Consider the following 12,237-nt stretch of genomic DNA (forward strand, 5'->3'; position numbering starts at 1 on the left):
ACCGGCACCTGCACCACCTGCCACCGCCCGCTGCCCAGAACGTCCACCACCAGCCCAAACCCAAGAACCAGAGCAACCTAACGGAGTCCTACTAGACAAACAGTCGTTCGAGGACGACGGCGATGCCGTCGTCCTCGTTCGACATCGTGACCTCATCGGCCACCGCCTTCAGCTCGGGGTGGGCGTTGGCCATGGCGACCCCCCGGGCGGCCCACTGGAACATCGGGATGTCGTTCGGCATGTCGCCGAAGGCGAGGGCGCTTTCGCGGCCCAGTCCCAGGTGTTCGGCGGCCAGCGCCAGCCCGGTCGCCTTGGTGATGCCGCACGGCTGGAGTTCGACGGTCCCGGGGCCCGACATGGTGACCGTGGCGAGAGAACCCACCGCGCCGCGGGCCGCCGCCGCCAGTTCGTCGTCGGACAGCACCGGGTGACGCAGCAGCACCTTGCTGATGGGCGCGCGCCACAGGTCGTCGCGCCGTTCGACCCGTACGGCGGGCAGCGCCGGGTGCGGCATGAGATACCCCGGCTCGATGAGCGTGAGCCCCTCGACCCCGTCCTGGTCGACCGCGGCGTGCACCTCCCCCACCTCGGCCTCGATCTTGCCGAGCGCGGTCTCGGCCTGCTCCCGGTCCAGGGTGACCGACCACAGCAGGCGGTCGCTGCCTGCGTCGTAGAGCTGGGCGCCCTGACCGCACACCGCGAGCCCCGCGGTGCCGAGGACATCGAGCAGTTCCCGCACCCTCGGTACCGGCCGTCCGGTCACCACGAGGTGCCGGGCACCGGCGGCAGCCGCCCCCGCGAGCGCGGCGAGGGACCGTTCGGACACGGTGTGGTCGCCGCGCAGCAGCGTTCCGTCCAGGTCAGTGGCGATGAGGGCATATGCGAGGGCGGCCATGATCAGAGAATACGGATGGCGCGGCCCGCCGACTCGACCGGAACCGGACGACCGCGAAGGCCACGGGGCTGCCGGCTCCCCTCTCCTCAACTTCCTTATCTGTGAGAGCGCTCCGGCACCGCAGGCGAGGTGGGTTTCAACCGTGCGCCGCCGCAACGTGTGCGGCCAGCCGCGGCGAGGCGAACTCCGTGCCGCACACGAACCGCATCACCGGTCCGTACGAGGCCGCCGCCGGCAACCCCGTGAAGTACAGGCCGGGTACCGAGGAGACGTAGCCCGCGCCGAGCCTCGGGGCGCCGCGGCTGACCGCGAGTCCGGTGCGCAGCTCGTGGCCGAGGAAGCCCATCGCGGCGATGTCGACGCGGTAGCCGGTGGCCGCTATGACGTGGTCCGCCTCCAGTTCCCGGCTCTCGCCCGCGAGGGTGCGCACCGTCAGTACCGGACGCCCGCCCGTGACCACGGCCCGCACGATGCCGCTCACCTCGTGCACCGGCACCGCCGACTCGAAGCGCTCGCGCAGCCACCAGGCGCCGAGCGGGCCGAGGACCCGGCGGACCAGATGGTGGCGGACCCCGGCCGGGAGGTACCGGAAGGGCTGCGGGTAGTAGCTCAGCGCCCACAGCGACCAGGCGCGGCCGAAGGGCGACTCGGGCCGGAACCTCGGCTGCTCGCAGGGCGGGGCGCCGAAGGCGACCGAGCCGCGGCCCCGCGCCACCACCCGCACCCGCGCGCCGGCCTCCGCCGCGAGCACCGCCGTCTCCAGCGCGGACTGGCCGGCCCCGACGACGATCAGCTCCTTCCCGGCGAACCGGCCGAGGTCGTGGTGCTGGGAGCTGTGCGAGAGCGGCCCGGTGGGGGTGGGGCCGTCCGGCACCGCAGCGGCCAGCTCCGGCGGCAGATGGGACAGGCCCGACAAGCCCGTCGCCACCACGACCGCCCGGGCGGTGAACTGCTCCCCGGAGTCCGGCTTCAGCTCGAAGCCGCCGCCCGGTCGCCGGTCGACCGACACCACCCGCACCCGCTCCAGCTCGGGCACCAGCCTGCGCTGGAACCACTCGCCGTAGGCGATGAAGGTCTCCACCGGGATGATGTCCTCGTCGGTCACCAGCGGTCCGATGCCGGCCGCGGCGCAGTAGTCGGCGAGGGTGTGGCCGCGCTGCGGGCAGTCGATGCCGGAGGCGGCCGGGGTCGACTTCAGCAGCATTCCGGCGGGCATGTGGTCGCGCCAGGCGACCATGGGCTCGCCGAAGACGCGGACCGGGATGCCCCGGGCGCGCAGATGGGCGGCGGTGGACAGGCCGAACGGCCCGGCACCGATGACTGCCACCGGTTGGTTCACGAAGTCCTCCCCAGGACGTGCTCACGTCACTTCGTGGGCCGGCTCGGGCGGCGGGACGGGCCGCCCGCATACGGTCGTGCTCTGCCCTAACCGGTCGTGCCGCCGCGGCGGTTGGTCCGCCACAGCTGATGGAGGTGCCGGGCGCCCGGCCGCACGAAGCGGGCGAGCATCGTGAGGAACGGCATCGGGTCGTCGCCCGCGAGCCAGGCCAGCTCCGTGCCGCTCGCCCTCGCCGGTGCGTGCGGCGTGGTGTAGCCGCTGCGGCGGTAGGCGAGCAGGGCGGGCAGGTCGATGTTCTCCACGACGTACCGGTGGCCGGCGCGCTGCTCGCCCTCCGGGACGGGGCGGCCGGTCAGGTCGAGGTGCATGGCACGGACGACGTCCACGCCCGACTCGCTCTCGAAGAGCCGGAACTGCGCGCCCATGCGCGGATTGAAGTCGAGCAGCTTGTACTGCCCGTCGCGCCGGTCGAAACGCAGGTCGAGGTCGATGATGCCGGTGAAGCCGATCTGCTTGATGAACCGCGCGGCGAGGTCGGCGAGTTCCGGGTTGTCGACGACGTACGCGTTCGCCGTCATGCCCGCGTGCGGCGGCCAGGAGCGGACCTTGACGCCGGTGAACATCGCGAGCGGGGCCGAGTCCTGGTCGAAGTAGGCGTGCACGATCCAGTCCTCGGCCTGCTCCCGCGGCAGATACTCCTGGAGGATCACGCCCGGCCGCTCGCCCCAGTCGCGGGCCAGGGCCAGCAGTCCCTCACGGCTGTTGATCCTCGTGGTGCCGTTCACCGCGGGGCTGCTGCGCCGCACGAACGCCTCGCGGTTCTTGGCCACCACCGGGAAGCGGGTCTTCTCGGCGAACGCCACGATGTCGTCGTACGACTCCGGGAAGGCGGCGGTGGGGCTCGGGATGCCGTGCTCCACGCAGAGTTCGTGCAGGCCCTGCTTGCTGGCCAGGCGGCGCGGCAGGCCGGGGGCGACGGGCGGGAAGAGGAAGTGACCCTTGAGTTCGTCCTGGTGCTCGGCGATCAGGACGGCGGCCTCCTCGTCGGTGGGCACCAGGACGGTGGGCCGGCCGATGCGGCGGCCGATCCGCAGCAGTCCCTCCACCAGACGGTCCGCGCCCTCCGTGCCCCTGGTCGGCCAGACGAACGCGCGTTTGAGATAACGGGAGGAGGCCGCCGGTGTGTAGGCGTCCTCGGTGATCGCGTACATTGGCACGCCCAGACGGCCGAGGCTGCGGATCGCGCCCACCCCGCCGTGGTGCAGCGGGTAGTCGCCGAACTTCACGATCAGGCCCGGGACCTCACGGTCGGCCCGGAAAGGCACACTGACGGCATTCCTGGCCACGGGTCCCCCCACGTGTCCCCCCTATGGAGCGGACCCACCCCGTCCGCGCCCCCAGAGGACGCTAAGCCGGAATTGCCCCCTCCCACAAGACCAATTCGGACATTGCAAACTCTTTAGACACTGCCCAAGACATGCGACGCCCCCGTAACGTGTGGCCCGACCACATGGAATTCCGGAAAGGAAGGCAGTACCCATGCCCCCCTTCGAGGTCCCCGAGGGCGACCCCTTCGGTCCGCACAACCTTCCCTACGGCGTCTTCTCCCGCGCCGGGTCGCCGGAGAGGACCGTGGGCGTCCGGCTCGGCGACCACGTGCTCGACGCGGGGGCGGCGGCGCGGGCCCTCGGTTCGCCGTACGCCGGGCTGCTCGCGCGGCCGACCCTGAACCCGCTGCTGGCCGCGGGCCGCACCGCGTGGTCCGACGTGCGGCGCGCGCTGACGTCGTGGGTGACGGTGCCGGCCCACCAGGAGACCGTCGCGCCCTTCCTGCACCCGCTGTCCTCGGTGACCCTGCACCTCCCCTTCGAAGTCGCGGACTACGTCGACTTCTACGCCTCGGAGAACCACGCCCGGAACGTGGGGCAGATCTTCCGCCCTGACGCCGAGGACTCGCTGACCCCCAACTGGAAGCACCTGCCGATCGGTTACCACGGCCGCTCCGGCACGGTGGTGGTCTCCGGCACGGACGTGGTGCGCCCGTCGGGCCAGCGGAAGGGCCCCACGGACCCCGCGCCGGTGTTCGGCCCCTCGGTCCGCCTGGACATCGAGGCGGAGGTCGGCTTCGTGGTGGGCGCGCCCTCGCGGATGGGGCAGCCGGTCGCGCTCGGCGACTTCCGCGAGCACGTCTTCGGGCTGTGCCTGCTGAACGACTGGTCGGCGCGCGACATCCAGGCCTGGGAGTACGTCCCGCTCGGGCCGTTCCTCGGCAAGTCCTTCGCCACGTCGGTGTCGGCGTGGATCACTCCGCTGGACGCCCTGGAGGAGGCACGGGTGGCCCCGCCGCGACGCACGCACCCACTGCTGCCCTACCTCGACGACTCCGCGGACGAGCCCGGCGGTTACGACCTGCGGATCTCCGTCGCGATCAACGGCCACGTGGTGTCCGAGCCGCCCTTCTCCACCATGTACTGGACGGCCGCACAGCAACTCGCCCACATGACGGTCAACGGCGCGTCCCTGCGCACGGGCGACCTGTACGGCTCGGGCACGGTGAGCGGACCCGCCGAGCACGAGCGCGGCTCGCTGCTGGAGCTGACCTGGAACGGCCGGGAGCCGCTGGAACTCCCCGATGGCAAGCGGGCGTTCCTGGAGGACGGCGACGTGGTGACGCTCTCGGCCTGGGCGCCGGGCGCGAACGGCACGCGGGTGGGCCTCGGGGAGGTGACGGGGCGGATCGTCTCGGGCTGAGCGGAGGCCCTGCGGCCCTTCCCACGCCGGGGATTTGGTGGTGGCGGACCCCTGACTCCCGGTGCCCGTGGCCGTCATACTGGCGGCAGGCCGTGCGCGCCCGGCGCGCCGGCCGGCCGCACAGCACCGCTCCACCGCACGACCCCTACACCCGCCCACCTCCGACGAGGATCCGGAGTCCGAGGCATGACCGCCTGCCTGCTCCTGCTGAGCGCCGTCGCGCTGACGCTCGCCGTGCCGGTCCCTCGCGTGCTGGCCCGGGCGGGGTGGCCCGAACGGGAGCCCGTCGTCGCGCTGTGGGTGTGGCAGTGCCTGGTCGCCACCGTCCTGCTGTGCTGCCTCACGGGGCTCGTGCTGGGCACCGCGGCCGTCTTCAGTACCGTTCACGACCGGGTCTTCGCCCCCGCGCCGCCGGCCGTGACGGCCGCCTACGACTCGTCGGTGGCGCCGGTCTGGGCCGCCGGCCTCACCCTGCTGCTGGCCGGCGGCGCCGCCTGGACCACCGCGATGCTCGCCCGCGAGCTCGTCGAGGCCCGCCGCCGGCGCGGCCTGGCCCGCGCGCACCTGCGCGAACGCGCCCCCGATCTGCCCGCGGGCCTTCCGGCGGCCCGCGGACCGCTGCTGGTGCTGGAGGACGAGTACCCCGACGCCTGGTGGATGCCCGGCCATCCGCCCCAGCTCGTCGTCACCACCGGCGCCCTGCACCGGCTCACCGGCCACCAGCTCGACGCCGTCCTCGCGCACGAGCGGGGTCACGCCCGCGCCCACCACGACTGGCTGCTGCACCTGTCGACCGCGCTGGCGACCGGCTTTCCGCACATCCCGCTGTTCACGCACTTCTGCGAGCAGACCCACCGCCTGGTCGAACTGGCCGCCGACGACACGGCCTCCCGCCGCCACGGCCACCTCACCACGGCCCTCGCACTGATCGAGCTCAACCAGCACCGCGGGGTGCTGTCCTGCGCCTCCAGCAACCGGCTGCTGAGCGAGCGGGTCGACCGCCTGCTGGAGCCGCCGCCGCGGCTGGACCGCAGGCGCCGGGCGCTGACCACGGCGGTCGCCGCCCTGGTGCCGCTGCTCCCGCTCCTGATCACGTTCGCCCCGGGCCTGACGGCGCTGGGCTGAGCAGCGGGCCCGTCGCCGTGACCGGCGCGGACCGCCTATATCCAGTCGTCCGGTTCCGGCTCGGGCAGGCCCTCCACCGGTTCCGGCTCACCCGCGCCGGCCGTCCCGGTCCCGGCCGTTCCTGATCCGGCCGTCCCCGTGTCGGCCGTGGCGTCACCGGACGGGCCGGCCAGCGACTCCAGCACCCCGAGCACGCCCTCCCCGTACGTCGCCAGCTTCTTCTCGCCGACGCCGCCGACCGTGCCGAGCTGTGCCACGGACGTCGGCCAGATCGTGACGATCTCCCGGAGCGTGGCGTCGTGGAAGATGACATACGCCGGGACGCCCTGCTCGCGGGCCTGTTCGGCGCGCCAGGCGCGCAGGGCCTCGAAGGCGGCAAGCAGTTCCTCGGGCAACTCGGCCGCCACCGCCCTGGGCTTGCGGTCGTCCCGGGCCGCCGAAGCCCGCGACACGGCCGGCTTCTTCGGCTCCTTGCGCAGCGGCACCTCCCGCTCTCTCCGCAGCACCGACCCGCTGCTGTCGGTCAGCACCAGCGTGCCGTACTCGCCCTCCACCGCGAGCAGTCCCTGCGCCAGCAACTGCCGTACGACACCGCGCCATTCGCCCTCGGTGAGATCGTCCCCGATGCCGAACACGGACAGCTGGTCGTGGTCGAACTGGATCACCTTGCCGGTGCGCTTGCCGAGCAGGATGTCGATGATCTGTCCCGCGCCGAACTTCTGCCCCCGCTCCCGCTTCAGCCGCACCACCGTCGACAGCACCTTCTGGGCCGCGATCGTGCCGTCCCAGGTCTCGGGCGGGGTCAGGCAGGTGTCGCAGTTTCCGCAGCCGGCCGCGCCCGGTTCCTGGCCGAAGTAGGCGAGGAGCTGGCCTCGGCGGCACCGGGCCGTCTCGCACAGGGCGAGCATCGCGTCCAGGTGGGCCTGGGCCCGGCGGCGGAACGCCTCGTCGCCCTCACCGGACTGGATGAGCTTGCGCTGCTGCACGACGTCGTTCAGGCCGTAGGCCATCCAGGCCGTCGACGGCAGGCCGTCCCGGCCCGCGCGGCCCGTCTCCTGGTAGTAGCCCTCCACGGACTTGGGCAGGTCCAGGTGGGCGACGAAGCGGACGTCGGGCTTGTCGATGCCCATGCCGAAGGCGATGGTGGCGACCACGACCAGGCCGTCCTCGCGCAGGAAGCGGGACTGGTGCGCCGCACGGGTGCCCGCGTCCAGGCCCGCGTGGTACGGCACCGCCTCGACGCCGTTGCGGGTGAGGAACTCGGCCGTCTTCTCCACCGAGTTGCGCGACAGGCAGTACACGATGCCCGCGTCGCCCGGGTACTCCTGGCGCAGGAAGGTCAGCAGCTGCTTCTTGGCATCGGCCTTGGGCACGATCCGGTACTGGATGTTGGGCCGGTCGAAGCTGGCCACGAAGTGCCGGGCCCGCGGCATGTTCAGCCGCTGGGTGATCTCCTGGTGCGTGGCGTGGGTGGCCGTCGCGGTGAGCGCGATCCGCGGCACGTCCGGCCAGCGCTCGCCCAGCAGAGACAGCGCCAGGTAGTCGGGGCGGAAGTCGTGGCCCCACTGGGACACGCAGTGCGCCTCGTCGATGGCGAAGACGGAGATCTTGCCGCGGGAGAGCAGGTCGAGCGTGGTGTCCAGGCGCAGCCGCTCCGGTGCCAGGTAGAGCAGGTCGAGCTCGCCGGCCAGGAACTCCGCCTCGACCACCCGGCGCTCGTCGAAGTCCTGCGTGGAGTTCACGAACCCGGCGCGCACGCCCAGCGCCCGCAGCGCGTCCACCTGGTCCTGCATCAGCGCGATGAGCGGCGACACCACGACGCCCGTACCGGGCCTGACCAGGGACGGAAGCTGGTAGCACAGCGACTTGCCGCCACCGGTGGGCATGAGCACGACGGCGTCGCCGCCCGCCACCACATGCTCGACGACCGCTTCCTGCTCGCCCCGGAATTCCTCGTACCCGAAGACCCGGCGCAGCGTCGCCAGCGCCTCGCTCTCCGTCACTGACATGTCGGTGACACCATCCGTCCCGCCCATCGCCTCGTCCCCCACACCTCGCTCCTCGACCACTGCCTCCACGATAGGGGCCCCCGCGGACACCCCCGGACTTGTCCACAGGCCGGCCGTGTAACCCCCGGTCAACGACACGACAGTCGTTCACACGTACGCAGGAGACTCCCTTTCGGGCCGATAGTCTGAGCAGACCGGCGAGACTCCGTCCCATGGGAGTACTGATGAGCGTCGCACCGAAGGCGTCCGAGCCCACCTGGCCGACCCCGCCGGAAGGCGGCTGGACCGCCGACGACCTGGACCGGCTTCCGAATCTGCCTCCGCACACGGAATTGATCGACGGGAGCCTGGTCTTCGTGAGTCCGCAAACCGCCTTCCATGAGCGCGCCGTCGACTTCTTCAAGTGGCACTTGCAGTCGCTGGCACCAGAGGACTACGAGGTCTTTCGCGAGTTCACCATCGACATCGACCGCCAGAACAGGCCCGAGCCTGACGCCGTCGTCGTACGAGGAGACGTGGTGGACGAGGGCCCGGGGCAGACCAGGTTCCCGGCGGAGGCCGTGATCCTGGCCGTGGAGGTCGTCTCCGAGGACTCCGTCTCCCGGGACCGCGAGACCAAGCCGCTGAAGTACGCGCGGGCGAAGATCCCTCACTGGCGGATCGAGAACGAGAACGGCCGCGCCGCGGTGCATGTCTTCGATCTGGAACCCACGACCGGCTCCTACACCAGCGTCGGCATCTTCAGGGGGCGGATGAAGGTGGACGCCCCGTTCTCCGTGGACCTGGACCTCACCGAGATCAGGACGCGCCACGGCAAGGGCAAATAGGTCCGAGCACACCGGAACGCGGTGGCCCGGCCCCACCAGGGGGCCGGGCCACCGCGTTCCGGCGCTACCTCAGCGCACGAACACTCCCGCCTGGTTGGCCAGGTCCAGGAAGTACTGCGGGGCCACGCCGAGCACCACCGTGACCGCCACGCCCACGCCGATCGCGGTCATCGTCAGCGGGGACGGCACCGCCACCGTCGGGCCCTCCGGGTGGGGATCGCTGAAGAACATGAGCACGATGACGCGGACGTAGAAGAAGGCCGCGATCGCCGACGAGATCACACCGATCACGACCAGCGGCACCGCGCCCCCCTCGGCCGCCGCCTTGAACACCGCGAACTTCCCGGCGAAGCCGGAGGTCAGCGGGATGCCCGCGAAGGCCAGCAGGAACACCGCGAACACGGCCGCCACCAGCGGGGAACGCCGGCCCAGCCCCGCCCACTTGGACAGGTGCGTGGCCTCGCCGCCCGCGTCGCGCACCAGCGTGACCACGGCGAACGCGCCGATCGTCACGAAGGAGTACGCGGCCAGGTAGAACAGCACGGACGAGACGCCGTCCTTCGAGGTCGCGATGACACCGGCGAGGATGAAGCCCGCGTGCGCGATCGACGAGTACGCGAGCAGCCGCTTGATGTCGGTCTGCGTGATCGCGACGATCGCACCGCCCAGCATGGTGACGATCGCGACCCCCCACATGACCGGCCGCCAGTCCCACCGCATGCCCGGCAGCACGACGTACAGCAGCCGCAGCAGCGCGCCGAAGGCCGCCACCTTGGTCGCCGCCGCCATGAAACCGGTGACCGGGGTCGGAGCGCCCTGGTAGACGTCCGGCGTCCACATGTGGAACGGGACCGCGCCCACCTTGAACAGCAGGCCCATCACGATCATCGCGGCGCCGATGAGCAGCAGCGCGTCGTTGCCCATGGTGTTGGCGAGTGCCGGGTCGACGTTCGGCACGTTGCCGTCGACGACCTGCGCGATCCTGGCGTACGACACCGAGCCCGCGTACCCGTACAGCAGCGCGATGCCGAACAGGGTGAAGGCGGAGGCGAAGGCGCCCAGCAGGAAGTACTTGACCGCGGCCTCCTGCGACATGAGCCGCTTGCGGCGGGCCAGCGCGCACAGGAGGTACAGCGGCAGGGAGAAGACCTCCAGGGCCACGAACAGGGTCAGCAGGTCGTTGGCCGAGGGGAACACCAGCATGCCGGCGACCGCGAAGAGCAGGAGCGGGAAGACCTCGGTGGTGGTGAAACCGGCCTTGACCGCGGCCTTCTCGCTCTCGCTGCCCGGTACGGCCGCCGCCTGCGCGGCGAAGGAGTCGACGCGGTTGCCGTGCGCCTCCGGATCCAGTCGCCGCTCGGCGAAGGTGAACAGGGCGACCAGGCTCGCCAGCAGGATCGTGCCCTGGAGGAAGAGCGAGGGTCCGTCGACGGAGATGGCCCCCATGGCCGCGATGTGCGCCTTGGTGGTGCCGTATCCGTCCGCCGCGAGCGCGACGACCGCGGCGAACGCGGCGGCGAGCGCGACGACGGACACGAACACCTGCGCGTAGTAGCGCGACCTGCGCGGGACGAACGCCTCGATGAGCATTCCGACGATCGCCGCGCCCACGACGATCAGGGTGGGCGACAACTGCCCGTATTCGATCTTCGGCGCCTCGATCTTCGAGATCGGGTCGGCCGCGGTTGTCCACAGGCTGTGGACGGCTGCTCCGCTCACTTGGCCGCCTCCACTGCGGGCTTCGGGTCGGTCTTGTGTACGTCGGACATGGTCTGCTGGACCGCCGGGTTGACGATGTCCGTGACGGGCTTCGGATAGACGCCCAGGAAGATCAGCAGCACCACCAGCGGGGCCACGACCACCAGCTCCCGCACCCGCAGGTCCGGCATCGCCGAGACCTCCGGCTTCACGGGGCCGGTCATCGTCCGCTGGTACAGGACGAGCGTGTACAGCGCGGCGAGCACGATGCCGAAGGTGGCGACGATGCCGATCGCCGGGTAGCGCGTGAACGTGCCGACCAGGACCAGGAACTCACTGACGAAGGGCGCCAGTCCCGGCAGGGACAGGGTGGCGAGGCTGCCGATCAGGAACGTGCCGGCGAGCACCGGAGCGACCTTCTGCACACCGCCGTAGTCGGAGATGAGCCGGGAGCCGCGCCGGGAGATCAGGAAGCCGGCGATCAGCATGAGCACGGCCGTCGACAGACCGTGGTTGACCATGTAGAGCGTCGCCCCGGACTGGCCCTGGCTGGTCATCGCGAAGATGCCCATGATGATGAAGCCGAAGTGCGAGATCGACGCGTACGCGATCAGGCGCTTGATGTCCCGCTGGCCCACCGCGAGCAGCGCCCCGTAGATGATGCTGATCAGGGCGAGGACGAGGATGGCCGGCGTGGCCCACTTGCTCGCCTCCGGGAACAGCTGGAGGCAGAAGCGGAGCATCGCGAAGGTGCCCACCTTGTCGACGACCGCGGTGATGAGGACGGCGACCGGCGCGGTCGACTCCTGCATCGCGTTGGGCAGCCAGGTGTGCAGCGGCCACAGCGGCGCCTTCACCGCGAAGGCGAAGAAGAAGCCGAGGAACAACCAGCGTTCGACGTCGGTCGCCATGTGCAGCGAGCCGTTGGCGCGGGCCTGCGCGATCTCGGTGAGCGAGAAGCTCCCGGCGACCACGTACAGCCCGATCACCGCGGCCAGCATGATCAGACCGCCGGTCAGGTTGTAGAGCAGGAACTTCACCGCCGCGTACGACCGCTGGGTCGACGCCGTCTCCTCGCCGTGCTCGTGGGCACGGTCCCCGAAGCCGCCGATGAGGAAGTACATCGGGATCAGCATGGCTTCGAAGAAGATGTAGAAGAGGAAGACGTCGGTGGCCTCGAAGGAGATGATCACCATCGCCTCGACGGCCAGGATCAGCGCGAAGAAGCCCTGTGTCGGCCGCCAGCGGCGGCTTCCGGTCTCCAGCGGGTCGGCGTCGTGCCAGCCGGCCAGGATCACGAACGGGATGAGCAGGGCGGTCAGCCCGACCAGCGCCACCCCGATGCCGTCGACGCCCAGTTCGTACCTGACGCCGAAGGACGCGATCCAGGAGTGGGACTCGGTGAGCTGGTAACGGGCGCCGCCCGGGTCGAAGCGGACCAGGACGGTGACGGCCAGCGCGAGCGTGGCCAGCGAGGCGACCAGCGCGAGCCACTTCGCGGCGGTGCGCCGGGCGGCCGGCACGGCGGCCGTGGCGATGGCCCCGAGTGCCGGGAGCACCGCCGTCGCTGTCAGCAGAGGAAAGGACATCGGT

The 12,237-nt window shown here is 71.3% G+C and carries 9 protein-coding genes; 3 read left to right on the forward strand and 6 right to left on the reverse strand.

The genetic code is table 11. The features are described 5' to 3' along the window. Window positions 1-91: 91 nt before the first annotated feature. From ABZ818_RS23930 to ABZ818_RS23940, 3 genes are all read right to left on the reverse strand, one after another. A complete protein-coding gene (locus tag ABZ818_RS23930) occupies window positions 92-895 on the reverse strand; it encodes an HAD family hydrolase (RefSeq protein ID WP_361418101.1) in 804 nt (267 codons plus the stop codon). A 136-nt stretch (window positions 896-1,031) separates the two neighbouring features. Further along, the gene (locus ABZ818_RS23935; RefSeq protein ID WP_361418104.1) at window positions 1,032-2,234 is read right to left on the reverse strand and encodes an FAD-dependent oxidoreductase; all 1,203 of its coding nucleotides are present in this window, start codon (window positions 2,232-2,234) and stop codon (window positions 1,032-1,034) included. 86 nt (window positions 2,235-2,320) lie between these two features. Continuing rightward, window positions 2,321-3,559 carry an ATP-grasp domain-containing protein gene (locus ABZ818_RS23940; RefSeq protein WP_361418107.1) on the reverse strand — a complete coding sequence of 413 codons (1,239 nt, stop codon included), beginning with the start codon at window positions 3,557-3,559 and terminating at the stop codon, window positions 2,321-2,323. Between the two features lie 214 nt (window positions 3,560-3,773). Here ABZ818_RS23940 and fahA point away from each other — a divergent pair, with 214 nt between their 5' ends. After that, on the forward strand, window positions 3,774-4,985 hold the full coding sequence (gene fahA, locus ABZ818_RS23945; protein WP_361418110.1) for a fumarylacetoacetase: 1,212 nt from the start codon (window positions 3,774-3,776) through the stop codon (window positions 4,983-4,985). Between the two features lie 186 nt (window positions 4,986-5,171). Then, complete coding sequence (locus ABZ818_RS23950; RefSeq protein ID WP_361418113.1) at window positions 5,172-6,110, forward strand: M56 family metallopeptidase; 939 nt, start codon at window positions 5,172-5,174, stop codon at window positions 6,108-6,110. Between the two features lie 35 nt (window positions 6,111-6,145). Here the strand turns inward: ABZ818_RS23950 and recQ are convergent, their stop codons facing one another. Continuing rightward, window positions 6,146-8,146: a DNA helicase RecQ gene (gene recQ, locus ABZ818_RS23955; protein ID WP_361418339.1), complete on the reverse strand. Its 2,001-nt coding sequence runs from the start codon at window positions 8,144-8,146 to the stop codon at window positions 6,146-6,148. Window positions 8,147-8,343: 197 nt separating this feature from the next. Between recQ and ABZ818_RS23960 the strand changes: the two genes are divergently transcribed. After that, window positions 8,344-8,946 (forward strand): Uma2 family endonuclease, encoded by a 603-nt coding sequence (locus ABZ818_RS23960; protein WP_361418115.1) that lies wholly within the window; start codon window positions 8,344-8,346, stop codon window positions 8,944-8,946. A 69-nt stretch (window positions 8,947-9,015) separates the two neighbouring features. Here ABZ818_RS23960 and nuoN read toward each other — a convergent pair whose 3' ends face one another. Both nuoN and ABZ818_RS23970 read right to left on the reverse strand, forming a co-directional pair. Next, window positions 9,016-10,665: an NADH-quinone oxidoreductase subunit NuoN gene (gene nuoN, locus ABZ818_RS23965; RefSeq protein ID WP_361418118.1), complete on the reverse strand. Its 1,650-nt coding sequence runs from the start codon at window positions 10,663-10,665 to the stop codon at window positions 9,016-9,018. Beyond that, entirely contained in the window at window positions 10,662-12,233 is a 1,572-nt protein-coding gene (locus tag ABZ818_RS23970) for an NADH-quinone oxidoreductase subunit M (protein ID WP_361418121.1), read from the reverse strand. Before ABZ818_RS23970 ends, nuoN begins: the two co-directional genes overlap by 4 nt. Window positions 12,234-12,237: the final 4 nt, after the last annotated feature.

The organism is Streptomyces sp. NPDC047453, from assembly GCF_040643155.1.
GTDB lineage: Bacteria > Actinomycetota > Actinomycetes > Streptomycetales > Streptomycetaceae > Streptomyces.